11 protein-coding genes and 1 pseudogene are annotated in these 17,660 nt (G+C 54.8%); 7 read left to right on the forward strand and 5 right to left on the reverse strand.

Annotated features, from left to right (window positions below):
- Window positions 1-15 precede the first annotated feature (15 nt).
- From HG15A2_RS07435 to HG15A2_RS07450, 4 genes are read left to right on the forward strand one after another with little or no spacing between them, the layout of a single operon-like run.
- Window positions 16-1,347, forward strand: coding sequence for an MFS transporter (locus HG15A2_RS07435; RefSeq protein ID WP_218932391.1), 1,332 nt, complete (start codon window positions 16-18; stop codon window positions 1,345-1,347).
- Window positions 1,344-2,291, forward strand: coding sequence for a GNAT family N-acetyltransferase (locus tag HG15A2_RS07440; protein ID WP_145059309.1), 948 nt, complete (start codon window positions 1,344-1,346; stop codon window positions 2,289-2,291). Before HG15A2_RS07435 ends, HG15A2_RS07440 begins: the two co-directional genes overlap by 4 nt.
- Complete coding sequence (locus HG15A2_RS07445; RefSeq protein ID WP_145059310.1) at window positions 2,288-3,847, forward strand: glycoside hydrolase family 3 protein; 1,560 nt, start codon at window positions 2,288-2,290, stop codon at window positions 3,845-3,847. Before HG15A2_RS07440 ends, HG15A2_RS07445 begins: the two co-directional genes overlap by 4 nt.
- A 25-nt stretch (window positions 3,848-3,872) precedes the next feature.
- Window positions 3,873-5,147, forward strand: coding sequence for a dipeptidase (locus HG15A2_RS07450; protein ID WP_145059312.1), 1,275 nt, complete (start codon window positions 3,873-3,875; stop codon window positions 5,145-5,147).
- A 662-nt stretch (window positions 5,148-5,809) separates the two neighbouring features.
- On the opposite strand, the pseudogene HG15A2_RS07455 reads toward HG15A2_RS07450, so the two are convergent.
- The 3 genes and pseudogenes from HG15A2_RS07455 to HG15A2_RS07465 all read right to left on the reverse strand — a co-directional run.
- A pseudogene (locus HG15A2_RS07455) lies at window positions 5,810-5,968 on the reverse strand (sulfatase-like hydrolase/transferase); the annotation flags it as partial.
- Window positions 5,969-6,106: 138 nt separating this feature from the next.
- Window positions 6,107-7,156 carry a ThuA domain-containing protein gene (locus HG15A2_RS07460; RefSeq protein ID WP_145059316.1) on the reverse strand — a complete coding sequence of 350 codons (1,050 nt, stop codon included), beginning with the start codon at window positions 7,154-7,156 and terminating at the stop codon, window positions 6,107-6,109.
- Window positions 7,157-7,173: 17 nt separating this feature from the next.
- A complete protein-coding gene (locus HG15A2_RS07465; RefSeq protein ID WP_218932392.1) occupies window positions 7,174-8,007 on the reverse strand; it encodes a TIM barrel protein in 834 nt (277 codons plus the stop codon).
- Between the two features lie 268 nt (window positions 8,008-8,275).
- On the opposite strand from HG15A2_RS07465, the gene HG15A2_RS07470 reads away from it, so the two are divergent.
- Complete coding sequence (locus HG15A2_RS07470; protein ID WP_218932393.1) at window positions 8,276-12,805, forward strand: PVC-type heme-binding CxxCH protein; 4,530 nt, start codon at window positions 8,276-8,278, stop codon at window positions 12,803-12,805.
- Window positions 12,806-12,843: 38 nt separating this feature from the next.
- Here HG15A2_RS07470 and HG15A2_RS07475 read toward each other — a convergent pair whose 3' ends face one another.
- Complete coding sequence (locus tag HG15A2_RS07475) at window positions 12,844-13,821, reverse strand: hypothetical protein (protein ID WP_145059322.1); 978 nt, start codon at window positions 13,819-13,821, stop codon at window positions 12,844-12,846.
- Window positions 13,818-14,966: an aldose 1-epimerase family protein gene (locus tag HG15A2_RS07480; RefSeq protein ID WP_145059324.1), complete on the reverse strand. Its 1,149-nt coding sequence runs from the start codon at window positions 14,964-14,966 to the stop codon at window positions 13,818-13,820. Before HG15A2_RS07480 ends, HG15A2_RS07475 begins: the two co-directional genes overlap by 4 nt.
- A gap of 221 nt (window positions 14,967-15,187) precedes the next feature.
- On the opposite strand from HG15A2_RS07480, the gene HG15A2_RS07485 reads away from it, so the two are divergent.
- Both HG15A2_RS07485 and HG15A2_RS07490 read left to right on the forward strand, forming a co-directional pair.
- Window positions 15,188-16,411, forward strand: a complete 1,224-nt coding sequence (locus HG15A2_RS07485; RefSeq protein WP_145059326.1) for a cupin domain-containing protein — start codon at window positions 15,188-15,190, stop codon at window positions 16,409-16,411.
- Between the two features lie 157 nt (window positions 16,412-16,568).
- The gene (locus tag HG15A2_RS07490; RefSeq protein ID WP_145059328.1) at window positions 16,569-17,612 is read left to right on the forward strand and encodes a sugar phosphate isomerase/epimerase family protein; all 1,044 of its coding nucleotides are present in this window, start codon (window positions 16,569-16,571) and stop codon (window positions 17,610-17,612) included.
- The last annotated feature ends 48 nt before the right edge of the window (window positions 17,613-17,660 follow it).

Raw genomic sequence — 17,660 nt, forward strand, 5'->3', positions numbered from 1 at the left:
CGAAATTTGGCTCCCTTGTCCGAAGCAACCTCAACGACCCCAAGTGAAGTTCCACCTGGTGGCACGGATTCCCGCGGCAAACCTTGGTACTGGGTGCCGAGCCTGTACTTTGCTGAGGGCATTCCCAACGTAATCGTGGTCACCGTTTCGGTGATCATGTTCAAGAAGCTTGGCATTTCAAACACCAAGATCGCGCTCTATACAAGCTGGCTCTATCTGCCGTGGGTAATAAAACCCTTCTGGAGTCCGTTAGTCGAGCTCGTGCGCACCAAGCGTTGGTGGATCGTGTCAATGCAGTTGCTCATCGGCGCAGGTCTAGCAGGAGTAGGCTTGACTTTGCCCAGTGACAACTTCTTGCAATACTCGCTTGTGTTTCTTTGGCTGCTCGCCTTTAGTTCGGCAACGCACGACATTGCGGCAGACGGATTCTACATGCTGGGCCTCTCCGAGCACGACCAAACTTGGTTTGTAGGCATTCGCAGTACTTTCTACCGCGCGGCCATGATCACCGGCCAAGGCTTGTTGGTTATTCTTGCCGGCAATCTCGAAGGACCACTCGGCATCGCGTCTGCTTGGGCGATGACTTTTTACATAGCAGCCGGCTTCTTTCTTGCTTTGGCTGCGTACCATGGGGTCAGTTTGCCAAAGCCTGCGTTAGACCAGCCGAGAAGAACAACTGAAGGGGGCGACTTCCTTTCAGAGTCTCTGGAGACTTTCGCCGCCTTCTTCCGCAAGAAGGAGATCATTTCAATTCTCGCCTTCCTGCTACTATACCGGTTTGCAGAGGCCCAGCTGGCAAAAATGGCGTCGCCCTTTTTACTTGATAAGCGATCACTTGGCGGACTAGAACTCGGAACCACTGAAGTTGGTGTCGTCTACGGAACCGTCGGCATCGCCATGCTTACGCTTGGTGGAATCCTCGGGGGGCTGGCAGCTGCGCAGAAGGGCTTGCGATTCTGGCTCTGGGGAATGGCTTTCGCAATCAATTTGCCCAATGTCGTCTACGTTTTCTTAGCGTACGCACAACCGGAGAGTCTTGCCGCTGTCAATCTGGCGGTAGTCCTTGAGCAGTTCGGCTACGGTTTCGGCTTCACGGCGTACATGCTCTTCTCGCTATACATTTCTAAGGGCAAGCACGAGACGGCCCACTACGCACTTTGCACCGGCTTTATGGCTCTGGGGATGATGTTGCCCGGAATGGCTGCAGGCTGGATTCAGGAACGGCTCGGCTATCAACATTTCTTTCTCTGGGTCATGCTCTGTACGATCCCCAGCTTTGTTGCGTGTTGGTTCATAACAGTTGATGCCTCGTTCGGGCGACGAGAAGATGCGGAGCAGGCTGCGTGATCCGTTTCTCTCCACTTCATCCCAGGGACACTCCCGAGCTACTCGAACTTTGGAATCGCTGTGCTCCGTACGATCCGCTTACCGAGCAACTCATGCGGGAGAAAGTTTGGGGGGACTACGACTTCGATGAAGAATTGTCGCTCCTTGCTTTAAATGGAGATGCTCCGGTCGCGATAGCCCATGCTGTGGTGAGGCAACTTTCCGCCGAACGCCGGGGTTACATGAAACTGCTGGGCGTCGCTCCTGAGTTCCGTCGGCAAGGAGTGGGGCAGGAGATTGTCCTCAAGCTGCACGGAGCGCTAGTTCGCAGAGGGGCCGAAACCATTCGCGTGGGAGAATCGGCCCCCAACTACTTAGTTCCCGGTGTGGACACACGTTATGACTGTGCAGCAAAGTTTTTCGAGTCACTCGGTTATACCAAGATCGGTGAGGCGACCAATCTGACAGCTCCGCTTGCCGGTCGAGACTTCACTACGGACATCTCCGACAGCGCTCTCGGTGCAAACGGGTTGGCTATCCGACGCGCCGATGCAAACGACAGAGAATCACTGGAGAAGTTGCTTAAAACCTACTGGCCCACGTGGAATGCTGAGGTAGCTACCGCCATGTCATGCGATCCACGTGCCGTACATATTGCACTGAAAGGCAACCAGGTGGTTGGCTTTTCCGCCTACGACGGCAACAATCGAGGCACTGGCTGGTTTGGTCCGATGGGCACTCACCCAGAGTTTCGTGGGCTTGGCATCGGTAAAATCCTATTGCGTTGTTGCTTGCACGACTTGCAATCGCAAGGTCACGCCCGCGCGATCATTCCTTGGGTAAGTCCCACCGGATTGTATGCCAACCAAGTTGGAGCCACCGTAGACCGCACCTTCAATCGCTACGAGTTTTGCCTCGGTGAAAGAACCTCAACTGAAATGTCCCAGAAAGCGACTACCGAATGACGGACGCGAAGCTTAAGAAGCGACCAACAGAACTGCGAGAGAAACTTGCACAATTGATGTTTGTGCGGATCGGTTCTAATCTTTCCCCAGTTCGCACCGTCGGAGACGATGCCGCCCGTATTGAGAACCTGCTCAAGGAGTGCCCCGTTGGCGGGCTGATACTCTTCAACGGGCGCCGGGGAGAAACTGCCCAAACACTCGACCGTTTGCAATCGCTCAGCGAGATACCTTTGCTCGTTGGCTCTGATATCGAGCGCGGCGTGGGGCAGCAGTTGCTGGGGCACGTAGTATTTCCTCACGCCATGGCGTTTGAAGCGATGGGCGACCAAGCCGTACAAGCGGTTCGAGAATTCGCTGAGGTCACGGCCAAGATGGCACTCGCCAACGGCATACACATCACCTTCTCTCCCGTGGCGGATGTAAACTCCGAGCCACGCAACCCGATCATCGCCACCCGAGCCTATGGTACTACTCCGGCCCGCGCTGCAGAACTTGTCAGCGCCTTCGTCGAAAGTACGCAGGCAGCTGGGCTACTCTCGGCTGCCAAACATTTCCCTGGTCACGGTGATACACAAGACGATTCGCATAGCGACCTGCCCGTTGTTGATAAGTCTGCGGAAGAATTACATGCGTGCGAACTGGTGCCATTCAAGGCGGCAATTCGGCAAGAGGTCAGCCTCATCATGACCGCACATGTGCAGTATCCACAGCTTGATGATAGCGGGCGACCGGCAACGCTTTCTCAGCCAATTCTCACCGACCTTTTGCGCAAAGAGATGGGCTTTGCTGGGGCTATCATTTCAGACAGCCTGCTCATGGAAGGCGTCAAACAACAATCCACAGACGAGGGCTCCCTGGCGATTGACGCTCTCACTGCGGGCGTTGACATTTTGCTCGACGTGGCTGATCCCAAGGACACGCTTGATGCACTCGTACAAGCGGTAGGCGACGGCCGGCTCACGACTACACGTGTGGAGGAAGCGTTTGAAGTTGTCTGGCAGCTGAAAGAACGCATTTTTGCTAAACCGGCAATCGCTGCACAAGGAACACCAACAGATCGCGGTGAGAGCCAGGCAGAACAACTCGCTGCAGACTATGCTTCGCAAGCAGTGACACTCGTCAGGAATGATAAGACTCTGCTGCCGCTGAACCCTGACAAGAGTTTGTTGGCCGTGCTCCTCAAACCGTTTACCACCAGCCTCGACGATCCAGAGCAAGCACTGGCCGGTGCATTGAGAACGCAGTTTCCGAGTCTGAGCTATTTCGAGCTTGGCCCTGAGAGCAGCCAAGTCGACAACGAGACTATCCTCCAGCAAGCCGCTGCGGCAGAACAAGTGCTAGTGGCCATGATTGTCAAACCGGCGGCTTGGCATCGATTTGGGCTGAACGAGCGACACCAAACGCTCGTACAGAGTCTCTCCGAGCACCAGCATTGCGTACTTGCTTCTTTGGGTACACGCGAGGCGCTCGACCCGTTCAGCCAGGCTAAGGTGCAAATCTGCACCTTCAGTGACGTGCCGGTCTCCCAGCGTGCGTTGGTCGAAAGAATCGTATAAACAGCACCCCTTTCGTGAGATGGAAATGAAGAGACATTTTCAGTCGCAGCGTTTCTCTACTGCCGTTTCCTGCGTAATCCTCTTTTACGGCCAGGCAACAATCATCGCTGAAGAGACCGTCCTAGCTGCCGAAGAATCCAGAAAGCCGGTCGTTCTCACTGAAGCGGCCAAACGAATCCATTCCACGGCAATTCTCATCGATGGTCATAACGATTTGCCTTGGGAGTTGCGCAAAAAGGGATCGATTACTTTCGACAAACTCGACTTAGCAAAACGTCAGCCAGGCCTGCACACGGATATTCCTCGCTTGCGCGAAGGGGGCATGGGTGCTCAGTTCTGGTCGGTCTATGTTCCCGCTAGAACAGCCGGTGAGGGCAAGGCTCTGCTTATGACCTTGGAGCAGATCGACATGGTGGAAGCCATGGTCGAGCGTTACCCCCAAGCCTTCGAACTGGCCTACACAGTCGACGACATCCTGCGCATACAAGCCGAGGGAAAGATAGCCTCGTTGATCGGCGTCGAAGGGGGCCATTCCATCGAGAACTCGTTGAACGTGCTACAACAATTGTACGAGCGTGGCGCCCGTTATATGACCCTCACGCATTCAGACAACGTCCCCTGGGCGGACTCCGCAACCGACGATCCTGAATCCAACGGTCTCACTCGATTCGGTGAAGAGATTGTCGCAGAAATGAATCGTCTGGGAATGCTCGTCGACCTGTCTCACGTCTCCCCAGCGACGATGAAGCACGCATTGCGAGTCACCAAAGCCCCCGTCATTTTTTCCCACTCTTCGGCCCGCGCAGTAGCCGACCATCCTCGCAATGTTCCTGATGATGTCCTCAAACTGGTCTCTGAAAACAACGGGGTCGTGATGGTCAACTTCTATTCGTCGTTCATTGAACCCACGTCCGCCGCTCGTGATGTCGAGCGTAGCGCCTACCGCAAGGAACTACAAAAAGTAGTCGAGGACTCCAACCAAGTCGATGCGAAAATGCGTATCTGGGAAAACCGCCGCCCGATAACACCCGGCACCATTCACGACGTGATCGATCACCTAGTGCACATCGTCGAAGTCGCTGGCATCGATCACGTGGGAATAGGTTCGGACTACGACGGTGTTCCTGTGGTCCCCAAACAGCTAGAAGACGTGAGTTGCTTCCCATTGATTACTCAAGCCCTGCTTGATCGCGGCTATGATGAAGAGCAAATTCACAAAATTCTTGGTGGCAACGTCCTGAGAGTCATGAGGCAATCGGAAGAGGTTGCCGCAGAGCTGCAAAATAAGAAAAGGCAATAATTCGCTTGAATGCGACTTGGCAGAGAGAATCACCGCCGACTTCAAGTTTTGACGGGTGCAAGCTCATCAAAATGAGTTCTCGAAGTTGTCGGCATGAATCGTTTCGGTCGATTTCTGCAACGATTCTTGGCCGATTGATCGGATGGCGCTGGGGTGGCTCGCAGGACCACTCTAACCATACGCTTGGCTAGTGCTTGCTTAAGCAGACGGCGTGTAGCGCAACACGCTGTTAGCTACCAGTCATTCGTTCGGCCGTCATGGGCACGGCAAGCTCACTATCTTCCTGAGTCTTAGGTGGCATTGCGGCCAGTTCGTGACTTTGGTGAAGCATACATGGCTTCACGCGGTGGAGCTCACCCAGTCGATGAGCCGCACAGCAGCAACACACCCATCTTCTCGTGGCATTCCTTATACAACTAATGAGTGTCAGTGCTACCCGATCGCCGCCCAGTCTTAGAGATAGGCAGGAGTCATCGTTCTACAGACTAGTCCCACATCTAGAACAAAAGATCGCGGCTGCAAGAGGATTCTGTTCGATGAGCGTCTTGCCACACGGATCATAAAACTTTGTACTACCCGTTGGATACTGGGTCCACAAGCTTACCCCGCAGGTAGTTAACTTCTGCCGAACAACTCGACTCTGCCCGCTCTCACGAATTTGGTCAAGCTCCGTAACTTATAGGCGAGCACACGGCTGAAGGAGAGTGCGCATCAGTGAATCGTATGCCGGCTGCGGCTATGGCATCGATGTTAGGCGTGGGGATTTTCGACCCGGGGTTGTAGCACTCTGGGTCGCCAATACCCACGTCGTCCGCCATGACGACGACAGTATTAGTTCACTGTGTGGGGATGTTCGGTGGTTGATCGGCAGAAGCTGTAGGCAGTCCCAATAGCAGGGCCAGAAATAGCGAGGCTGAGAGGAAAATTTTGATTGCCTGCTAAATCTCGCGATACGAGCGTTATTCATCCTGAGTAGCCTCTATGGCATTGAATGTTAGATCGCTAGGCTTCACGCCTTTGCGGAAACCGTCGAAGCCATAGTCAGTGGGCTCGTACTTGCCGACGACGCGCACATTTGCCTTTTCAGGTACTTCGATTTCCAGTCCCCAATACACGCCGTTCACGAGCAGGCGGCGGAAGCTTTCGTCGAGCAAATCGGTGGCGGCGCCCATCGTTGTGCAAAGCACGCGATTGTTCGTGCCGTCCGGATTGTCGTGAGTACGCGACCAAACAACCGGTTGCAGGGGTTCGTTCTTTCCGTTGGCTTCCAACGGCGAGTCGGGCTCCATGCCGGCAAGAACTTCGCCGAACATGAGAATCGTTGAGCCATCCATGGGGTTCGCCTCGTAAGCACCACTGTAAGCGAAAACTTTGCCTACTCCGCGCAGTAGTGGGTTGCTCAGTTCGCTTTCCACGGGGACCGCTCGCGTGGCCTCTTTGTGATTCTTGCCCAAGTGACCGGCCCACGTTTCGCCGAGCACCTGCCGCCCGAAGCCCCCGGGCCATTCCTTACTGTTGTGGGAATAACGAGCGAAGTTGGACTTCGAATTCTTGCCGAAGTTGAAGGCATGCGTGCTAGTGCGAACCGCCACAATGGGAATGCCCCTGTGAATCGCTGCCTCGAAATGCTTCATGATCGCGTCAGGGTATTTTCGGAATCGCAGCCCGATGACCAACGCATCGGCTGTGCTGAGTAGCTCAGCCCCAGGAAGTGTGTTGCTCACCTTGGGGTTGATCGTGCCGTCAGTCGGATCGATGGCAAACAGCACGGTTGTGCGAAATCCGTGGCGGAAAGTTAGTATCTTTGCCAACTGCACAAGTCCCTCTTCGCTGCGATACTCCTCATCTCCGGTGAGTAGTATCACGTGCTTCCCGATGCCGCTATCTTGAGCCGGCTCGTAGACAACGTACTGCTCAGAAGCTTCGTGTTGCGTGGCGAAAGCCGCATCGGCCGCACCGAGAGAGATCCCTCCAAACGCCACGAGTATTGCGACAATGGAGTAGATCATTTTGGTAGAATTCGAATTCAAACGTCGCATAGCTGAACTGCCTCCTTGAGGCCTTCGAAGGGATCGCGGGTGGGCAAGTACTCTTGGCCGACGTAACCGTCGTAGCCGAGTTCCAGGAGTTTGTGCATGACGGCCGGGTAGTTGACTTCCTGTGTAGCATCGATTTCGGCGCGGCCAGGGCAGCCGGCTGCGTGGATGTGGCCGAGGATATCTTTGTTTTCTTCCAGGCGACGGAGAATATCGCCATGCATGATTTGCACATGATAGACGTCGAACAGCAGTTTCAAGCCGGGCGAATCAACGCGGCGGATGATCGAAGCCACATAGTCTAGATCGTCGCCTTGGTAGCCAGGATGACCTTTCATGGGGTGCGAGTCGTCTCGCGTGTTGAGATGCTCCAGGCAAATCGTGACGCCCTGCTTGGCTGCGTAGTCGGCCAGTTCCTTGAGGCCCTGTACGCAATTGTCGGCACCTTCTTCGCGGGAAAGTTTTTCGCTCGTCGGGTCCTCCGCATCGCGATATTCGAAACCTGTGAAGGCGATTACATTCGGAAAACCAGCGGCGGCGTGTTCGTCGATTGCTTGGGTTGTGCGCGCGGTTAGCTCTTCATGATAGATCGGGTTGTTGTAACCCTTCACGAATGGGGCGCCCTCCATGCCGATCAAAGACAGGGCGGATACGAGGCCGTGTTTCTTGAGGATGGGCCAGTCGCTGGGTTCAACGAGTTCTACCGAAGGGCAACCAAGCTGATTGGCCACCTCGCAGGTTTTCTCGACATCCCACTGATCGCCTGCTGTGTTGAAACACCAGTAGGCGATGGATTGCTTGATTCGACCCTTGGTGGCTGCCATTGCTGTGTGCGATTGTGTAGAGGTTTGGTTGGTCAAGTAGTACGCCCACATTCTAGCAGCTCGGCTCATGCCGTTCTATTGCTCTCAATCGTCCGCACGGCGTCGTTCGAAAGCGTTCGTTGACCCAGCCGAGTTGCAAGAAATGCCTGTCCCGTGCGAGAGAACTGGAAAATCAGCCTGCCATCGACTAGAACAGTATTGTCAGCCTTCTGTGACCGTTGTCCGGGTGAAGGCATTTCTTTTGTCGAATCTGCCCCTCGAGCCAGGTATGCATCGAACTCTCCAGACGTTTGCCATTGTTCTCACTCTGCTGGGAGCCAATCTAATCGGTAGCGGCTCTGCAACTATTCAAGCACAAGCCGCTAATGGCACTGCCTTTGAGTTTCACAAGGGTGACCGGATTGCCATTCTCGGCAATGGGATGGCGGATCGTATGCAGCATGATGGATGGATGGAGGCGCACTTCCAAATGCGATTTCCTAAGGACGAGTTGGTCTTCCGCAATTTGGGATTCACAGGCGACGAACTTACCATTCGTGGGCGCTCGGCCGGGTTTGGCAGTCCGGAGGATTGGCTGAAGCGAACCGAGGCGTCGGTTGTGTTCGCATTCTTTGGTTACAACGAATCATTCCGCGACGAAGCCGGGATAGAGGCTTTTAAGAAAGACTTGACCAGCTTCATCAAGCAGACAAGAAATCCGAGTAACGATGCCACTGCTCGCCGGCTCGTGTTGTTCTCGCCGATTGCCTACGAGGACTTGGCCGACCAGTTGCTACCGGCGGCTAATGAAATGAATCGCCGATTGCTGGCGTACAGCAACGCGATGGCGGAAGTTGCAAAGCAAAATGAGGTGCCGTTTATTGACTTATTCCACCCGTCGCTCAAGGCCTACGAAGAATCGCCCGAGCCGCTAACGATCAACGGAGTGCATCTCAACGAACAGGGCAATCACGCGATTGCTCAAGCAGCGGCTGACGCTATGTTTGGCGAGCACGCTCTTGATGCCGATGTGCAGATCAATGAAATCCGTCAGGCAATCCAAGAGAAGAACCATTATTGGTTCCAGAGATATCGCGCGACCGACGGCTTTTCCATCTTTGGGGGACGGAAAGGCATGGGCGGTAGTCAGTGGACGCCGAAAAACGAGCCCGTCATGCTACGCGAGATGGAAGTTTTGGACGTGATGACGGCTAATCGCGACCAGCAAATTTGGGCCGTCGCCCAAGGCTTGAGCTACAGGGTCAACGATTCCAACGCACCGCCACAGATTCCGGTGGCCACGAATCGCCCCGGCCCGTTGTCTGACGGCACTTATCCGTTTCTTGGCGGGGAAGAAGCGATCAGCGAGATGACTTTGCCCGAGGGACTAGAAGTCAATCTGTTTGCCTCGGAGGAGCAATTCCCTGAATTGCAGAATCCGGTACAAGCGTCGGTAGATACGAAAGGCCGGCTCTGGGTGTCGGCTTGGCCCAGCTATCCCCATTGGCGGCCCGGCGATGAAATGAATGACAAGCTGCTCATCCTTGAAGATACTGACCACGACGGTCGTGCAGACAAGTGCAAAGTCTTTGCTGACGGGCTGCATAATCCCACCGGGTTTGAGTTCTACAACGGAGGCGTTTATGTAGCTCAGGTGCCGGATATCTGGTTCTTTAAAGATACCGACGGCGACGATGTGGCCGATATCCGGCAACGGGTGATTGGTGGAATCGACTCCGCGGACACGCATCATTCGGTGAACAGTTTTGTCATCGGCCCAGGCGGCGGACTCTATTTTCAGGAAGGCTTGTTCCACCACACACAGGCGGAGACGCCCCATGGACCGCCGGTTCGCGTTACCAATGCAGGCGTGTTTCGCTACGATCCTGTCAGCAAAGCTTTTGAGGCACATGCCGACCATGGTTTTGCCAATCCCCATGGGCACGTGTTTGATTATTGGGGCGACGACATCATCCACGACGGCACCGGGGCGGTTCCGTACTTCGGGCCCACGATCTCTGGCCGCACTGTTTATCCCGCCAAGCACAGACGCGGCCCCACGGTTTACAGGCAACGCACTCGACCCTGCGCGGCGACGGCAATTCTTTCCAGCGAACAATTCCCTGAGAAGTATCGCGATACGTTGCTCGTGTGCAACGTGATTGGCGATCAGGGCGTGTTGCAGTATCGGTTGAACGAAGAAGGGGCAGGGCTGAAAGCCGAAGAAATTGAGCCTCTAATCATGTCGAGCGATCCCAACTTTCGTCCTGTTGATTTAGAAGTGGGCAGCGACGGCGCGCTGTATGTGCTCGATTGGCAGAACCCCCTTATCGGCCACTTACAACATAACTTGCGGGACTCGAGTCGCGATCATCGCCACGGGCGCGTGTACCGAATCAAAGCCAGCGACCGTGAATTGCTCAAGAGTCAGAGTATCGTTGGCGAGTCAGTCGAGGCGTTGCTCGATTTACTCCAAGAACGCGATAACAGCGTGCGATACCGTGCGAAGATTGAACTGAGCAGTCGCCCGCGGCAGGAAGTGCAACAGGCTTGCGAACGTTGGCTGGAAGAGCTCGATCCAAGCGATCCGGACTACGAGCATCACATGCTAGAAGCACTGTGGGTGCATCAGCACCATCACTTAATCAACGAATCGTTGCTGCGCAAACTGTTGGAATCTAAGGATTACCACGTACGCGCCGCAGCAGGGCACGTGTTGCGAGCTTGGCGGGAGCAAATCGCCGACGCAGATACACTGATTGGTAAGCTCGTGCAAGACGAGCATCCCCGCGTGCGACTGGCCGGCGTGCTGACCTGTAGCGACATCGATTCCCTGCAGGCGGCGGAAATGGCCCTGGTGGCGGCCAAGTTTCCTACGGGTGAGTTTCTAGATTTCGCGATCAAGGAAACAACTCAGACTCTCGAGCCCATTTGGAAGAATGCACTCGCCAGTGGCGAAGTGATTTGTGCTGACAATCCAGCGGGGCTTGCCTACTTGCTGAGGTGCACTAGTCCTGAGGAGTTGCTCGAACTGGCTCAGCCTGATCCCTATCTGGTCGGCGTCATCAAGTTTCCTGAGACAACAGACCGCCTGCGTTTGAGCACGCTCAAGAAGCTAGCGAAGCTTCGCAAACAGGAGTCCGCTCAGGTGTTGATTGATCTCGTGCAAGAGGCGGACTCCCTAGGTGAAGAGATCGTTAGAACACTTGTTGCTTTGTTGCAGGATATTGATAAGGACGCTTTGGCGAGTTCCGAGGACAAATTCCTGAGCCTTGCCGCGAATGCCAAGAGCCGCATTGTCCGGCAGGCTGCCCTTGCTGCATTGGCGAGGATTGATAGCTCGCCAGACCGTGTGTGGCAGTTGGCCGGTTCGACGAGCAAAGGGATGAGCGATTTATTGGATTCCGTCGCCCAAATTCCGGAAGCCGCAACGCGAGGTTTGTTCTACCATCGTGTGCGATCGATAATGTTATCACTCAATGCCGATACGCACGAAGCTAGTCTCGCAGATGTTGCGCCGCGAGCTGTGGCTGCGATGGCACATATTCCAGGACATGAGCCAGAGAAGCTGGAAGACCTGCTTGGCCTCGTAGACGCAAATCTGTACCGCAGCGAAGCAGTTGACGCACTGAGCAAAGTTGCCAGGAAGCACTGGCAGCCTGCGCATAGCATTCGAATGGTTGCCGCCACGATTGCTCGCGCGACATCGGCAACTGCAACCGAACGGAGTTCGGCCGATCTGCAAGCGGAATTAAAATTTGCCAGCCGCCTAGCTTCTCAGCTACCCGACGAGCAGCGAGCAGGAGCGCAGGCTACGCTTGAGGGCTTCGGTGTTGCCGTGTTGCACTTGGGTACCGTGCCACATCGCATGATTTACGATGAAAGCCAGCTGGCCGTACAAGCAGGCAGTGCGGTGCAATTGATTTTCACCAACACGGATAACATGCCGCACAACTTTGTGTTAATCCAACCGGGACAGTTGGAAAAGCTTGGCATGAAGGTGGAGTCGGAGGCTAGCGATCCGGCAATGGTTGCCAATGGATTTGTACCCAGGGGGAGGAGAGTGCTGGCTGCCAGCCGTTTGTTGCAGCCCGGCGAAAAGCAGGTCATCGAATTTCGGGCACCCAGGAGCACGGGTGTGTATCCCTATGTGTGCACCTACCCCGGGCATTGGCGACGCATGTTCGGCGCCTTGTACGTAGTGAATGATGTGAGTCAATATGCAGCCAACCCCAAGGCCTATGCTGCCGAGCACCGTCTCAAAGCCAGGGATGCTCTCTTGAAGAACGATCGCCCGCTCAAGAATTGGACCTTCGAGGAACTCAAGCCGAGCCTCGACCAGCTGGCCGAGGGGCGCAACTTCGACCGCGGGCTCCGGCTATTCCAACGGGCCAACTGCATAACCTGCCACGACCCCCAGCAAGCCCCTGGAGCGAAAGACAACAGCCGCTTTGCACCCGATCTGACCAAACTCGACCCCAAACTCAAGCCCTCAGACATTCTGCAAGCAATCCTCCAGCCCTCTAATACGATCAACGAGCAGTACCAGACCAGCGAGTTCTTCATGGACACTGGCAAGACCATAGTGGGTTTCGTCACTGAGGAATCCGACGAAGATGTCACAGTAGTGATCGATCCGCTGGTGAGCTGCGAGCCCATAAAGCTCGCAAAGGAAGAGATTGAAGAGCGGGCAAAGTCGAAAGTCTCGCTCATGCCCGCTGGGCTGCTGGACCGGCTGACTGAGGAAGAGATTCTTGAGCTTTGTGCGTACCTTGTTGCGCGGGGTGATCGTGATGCGGCGGTGTATCAAGTGGAGTGAGTTGCCCACGTGTGGGGTTGAACTCTGGGCTAAGCATATTAGTGGACTTCGCTGCGAACTCGCGTGCTAATCGAACCAAAGAACTCATCGGCTATTCGATTGAATTCTTCGGGAGCCTTTTCGTACATCGTTTCTAGCGTCAGTATTTGAAAACTATATACTCGGTCCTCCTCTTGGTAATAGTGACGATGGACAACTACTGGCATGTCCTTCCTAAGCTCGTCAGTCCGACCCCCGGGCATCACAATGCGTTCTGCCACTCCCGGTAAACCGTAAAGCATGGTTGTTTTGCGAGCAATTACCTTGCTGCCCGGGCGCTTCCGAAGCCCACCAACGGCTAATCCCTTGAGAAAATCTCCGTCATTCTCGGAAGCAATACTTTCTATGAATCCATCTGTATACGTATTGACGCTTACTGCATAGCAAACGAATGTCGAGCTGCCTGAAATTGTCTCTTCAGTTTCATACAGTTGAATGCCAACGAGGCCGAGCTCTGTGTTTGCCACCAAGTGCTCAGCTGTAGGCTGTTTTGGGAGCATTACTGTTAAATTAGATTCCGGCACATCGAATGGAATCAGGGCTTTTGCGTTACTCTCTGTGGGTTTTCTTTCAAGGCGCTGAGGACTTGAATTTACGGCCTTAGTCACGAGCTCTATGCCTTTACCAACACCGACACACAGAACAATCAAAAGAATTGACTTAAGCCAATGCCCTCGCCACCATTGCCGTGCTGAATAAATGAGCACTAAGCCAACTGCGACGCCTCCGAACATTGTGGCTACCCCCTGGGTGTCAACCCTAGTTGGCCCGGGCTCGTATAAGGGCTGCCCAGTCATGGCTATGTACGCCATGATAAGACCCGCAAAAAGTCCTAATCCAAGAGATAGGCAACCAACCAATCCAATGAAGCTGACAGGAATCAGTTGCCACCGGAAACCACGGAGCATTGGTACAGTAGAGGTTTTATCTTGCTTCAAAATTGCATCATCAGGAGATTGTTCGGTCTCTGTGTTCAAGATAACTCTCCTCTCGATACGCCCAGTTGACAAATCTCTCCCTCGACGGCGTACACTTCCTTAGCGCTCGTCAAGCAACGCACGCCGATCTCCGTCGACCAACTGGCTCCCGACTCTAGCATAACCACTCGGCCACTCTGCGCTTCCACGTTGCGCGTGTTCGGGAAGTTGGTGCCTGGCTCCATACCAGTTACATAGCCGTCTTCGCTGGCTGCCGGGTTCTTCCAGAGCGTGAAGCAGGGCAGCGTGTTGGTGTCGAAACTTACGGCCGTGCCGGCGGTTCCTGCGTTGTGTTTGAGCAAGACTTGCGAGCGGCCAGAGTCATCAGCGGCTAGATCCATGTAGTAGCATGTCTCGCCTTGGCCGGCGACCGGTGGCCCGTAGGTGTCCCAGCCGCTAGCTTGGTCGTCGCCGGTTCGATCATCACGCGTACCCTCTCTCAAGGTGCGGTTGCGGACCGGCGCAACGAACTGGTCGCCTGGCGCCAGGCGTGGCTCCCCAATGTTGATGTGATAGAGCATTTGCATTCCGGCAGCGGTGCCACCATAGTTTTCCACGCGGTCGTTGAGCTTGAACTCGGTTGAATCGAACGCGGTCGTGAGCGAAGCTTCTAGGCGGAGTTTCTGGAAGTGGAAACGCGTCTCTTCCACGAAACCTCGCACGCTGATCGTTTGCGCTACATCATCGACGGTCACATCAACAAAATAGGCCGGGCGATTCGCGATGCGACCGTGAAGCGGATAACGCAAACGTCCCTGATCATCAAATTCTGGCGCACCATTGCTTTCCAATCCACAGCGCACAATGAACTCGTCGAATCCCTCCAGCCAGCCCAAGCCGCTTGGTTCAAATAGTGGCACATGGCCTGGATGCACGGGGCCGCGTACTGGGGACTTCCAGCCGATGACTGAATCATCTAGCTGCGCCTTCCAGACGCCCATGCCGCGTGTTGGTAGTACAAAGATGCGCAACCGACCGTTGTCGATTTCGATGAGGTCAACGCCGTCGCTCAGTCCTCCGTGCAAGGTTCGCTGTGTGACACTCCACTTGCATGCTGTTTTTGGCATATCCGCGGAAGAAATACGGCATGCACTTTCGTGAGTCATTGTGGACTTGTCAGTGAGAGTCCAGGTCTTGATGGCCATAGCTAATACGTCACTAGTAGGTGATAAATCGACTGATCGATTGGTGCAGGTAACTTGAGCATTCGCTATTCCGGATTGCCCAAGAGACAAATCTACCAAAAGCGGGCGGCACTTTCTCTCATATTTTCGCGGCACCTCGTCGAAAACTCTCCCCACTTTTGCTAGTCTCTGAGGACTCCTACAATTGAACCAACGGAAACCTTAAGAACCTAAGGAGCGATATGAGCACGCAGGCAATCGCCAACAAGGCACTAGACCAAGGGCAGGGCGTGGTGCGACTGACACCTACTTGGGTGCCGCGTTCGTTCTGTATCCCCGGTAAGCGAATCAAGCTGCATCCGGACGACTACTACGCTTTGGGGGGCAACCGGGGTGGTATTGACGAGCGCTGGTTTTCTTCCACGACACCCGCAGACAATGGACCGCTCACCAGCAAGAACGAGGGACTGAGCCACGTTGCTGTTGAGGATGGCGGTTCGACGGAGATGATCACGTTACGCGACGCGGTAGATGAGCTGAAGGGGCAGATTCTTGGCGACGACCTGTGGGACGAGCACCAGTGCTGGCCCATGTACTCTAAGTTTTTCGACAATCAGGGCGCGCTGCCATTTCACATTCACCACAACGACGAGTACGCCGCACGCGTCAATGCCAAGGGCAAGCCAGAGGCTTACTACTTTCCCCCGCAAGTGAATAACCACGGCGGTGATTTTCCCTACACGTTCATGGGTCTCTCGCCAGGAGTGACCAAAGATCAACTCCGCGACGCGTTGGTGCGCTTCACTGAGGGCGACAATCGCATCACGGACATGTCAGCCGCGTATTGTCTGACGCCCGGCACGGGGTGGGATATTCCGCCAGGCGTTCTCCACGCGCCCGGAAGCATGTGTACTTACGAGCCGCAACGGGCCTCCGATGTATTTGCCATGTACGAGTCGGTTTCCCATGACAAGGTGATTCCCGAAGAGTTGCTCTGGAAAGATACACCCAAGGACGAAGTCGGAAATTTTGATTACCTGATTGAAGTGCTCGACTGGGAGCAGAACGTCGACCCGAACTTCAAAGCAAATCACTTCATGGAACCGATCCCCGTGAATGATCTGAAACAAATGCGTAGCGAAGGTTACGAGGACAAGTGGATTTGCTACCTTAGTGACGCTTACAGCGCTAAAGAGCTAACCATCCTCCCCGGCAGCACCGTCACGGTTAAAGACAATGGTGCCTACGGGCTGATCGTCTTGCAAGGCCACGGCAAACTGGGCGTTTGGGATATCGAAACGCCCTCACTGATTCGTTTCGGGCAACTGACGCACGACGAGTACTTCGTTTCAGCGAGCGCTGCAAAAGAAGGAGTCACGATATCTAATCCCAGCAAGACCGACCCGATCGTCATGCTGAAACATTTTGGGCCAGGCGTGAATCCGACGATGACTCCTGGAGTGTAAGAGCCTTTCTAGGAAATCTTTAAACCACAAAGGACACAAAGTTTGAGCGATTTAATTTTGTGCTCTTTGTGTCCTTAGTGGTAAAAAAGTTCTGGCTTTCAGTCCCTCACGCACAAATTCTGATCAACACTGCATTCAAGATAAGTAAGCTCTAACCATGTCAAACAACTACCCAAAATTGCACAACGCCGCTTGGCCCGGGATCGTGGGCAAGGGGGACGACAGCGAGCCGCCAATCGAGTTGGACGCTCTGCTTGATCTGACTGCGGGCGCCGAAGTGAACGGCACCAAGTTTGATGGGATCGACTTGATTCTGAGCGAGCCGCACGTGGGCATCGATTCAACGCCTGACCAGTTAAGTGCCTTGGCCGAAGCTGTCACAAAGCGTGGGCTGGAGATCGGCTCGCTCGTCGCACCCGTCTGGCCGCCGCTGGGTGGTGGCTCGTCTATGGGCGATGAGAAGGAGTGTGCAGCATTTCTAGGCCAAGTCGAAAAAGCCTGCCAGATTGGCGCACAATTACGTGAGCTGGGCGTAAGGCCTAACGGTGTGATTCGCATTGATTCCGCTTGCGATCCGGGTAGTTGGGCAGCGGACAGGGAGAAGAACCAACGCGCCATTGCCGATACGTTCAACAAAGCATGTGACATTGCCAGCAAACATGGCGAACGCTTAGCTGCGGAGGGGGAAATCTGCTGGGGAGGCATGCATAGCTGGCGCGCGATGGCCGAACTGTTGGAGTTGGTCGGTCGCCCTGAGACGCTGGGTTTACAGGCTGATATGGCTCACACTTTGCTCTATCTGATGGGATACAACGCCCCCGACGATGCGTTGTTGCCGGCTGACCACGATTGGAGTGACAAGGCAGCATTTTACGAGCAATACAAGAAGCTTACCGACACGCTGCGCCCTTGGACAATTGATTTCCACGTGGCTCAGAACGACGCGACCGTGTTCGGCTCAGGCTCGCACGACAAAACGGGGCGGCACTGCCTGCCGGACGATCCCAACGGAAAGCTCGACATTGCCGAGGCAGCGGGCTACTGGCTGCGAGACGAGTCGGGCGAATTGACAAAAACGTGTCGCCATATTTGTTGGGATGGCTGCATGTTCCCCAACGAAACGATGCTCAACCAGGAAACTTGGAACAAGGTCCTGTCCGCCATGGTTAGTGTGCGCGACGCGCACGGCTGGCAGGAATAGAATTGCGAAAGTCGTCCGAACCGCAAAAACAATGAACAGGGAGTCGAA

This window comes from Adhaeretor mobilis (assembly GCF_007741515.1).
Lineage (GTDB): Bacteria > Planctomycetota > Planctomycetia > Pirellulales > Lacipirellulaceae > Adhaeretor > Adhaeretor mobilis.

Bases quoted from the DNA above. Each gene is read 5' to 3' on its own strand.
- HG15A2_RS07485 (WP_145059326.1), top strand. From the start codon at position 15,188: ATGAGCACGCAGGCAATCGCCAACAAGGCACTAGACCAAGGGCAGGGC.
- HG15A2_RS07445 (WP_145059310.1), top strand. From the start codon at position 2,288: ATGACGGACGCGAAGCTTAAGAAGCGACCAACAGAACTGCGAGAGAAA.
- HG15A2_RS07470 (WP_218932393.1), top strand. From the start codon at position 8,276: ATGCATCGAACTCTCCAGACGTTTGCCATTGTTCTCACTCTGCTGGGA.
- HG15A2_RS07450 (WP_145059312.1), top strand. From the start codon at position 3,873: ATGAAGAGACATTTTCAGTCGCAGCGTTTCTCTACTGCCGTTTCCTGC.
- HG15A2_RS07480 (WP_145059324.1), bottom strand. From the start codon at position 14,966: ATGGCCATCAAGACCTGGACTCTCACTGACAAGTCCACAATGACTCAC.
- HG15A2_RS07490 (WP_145059328.1), top strand. From the start codon at position 16,569: ATGTCAAACAACTACCCAAAATTGCACAACGCCGCTTGGCCCGGGATC.
- HG15A2_RS07465 (WP_218932392.1), bottom strand. From the start codon at position 8,007: ATGGCAGCCACCAAGGGTCGAATCAAGCAATCCATCGCCTACTGGTGT.
- HG15A2_RS07460 (WP_145059316.1), bottom strand. From the start codon at position 7,156: ATGATCTACTCCATTGTCGCAATACTCGTGGCGTTTGGAGGGATCTCT.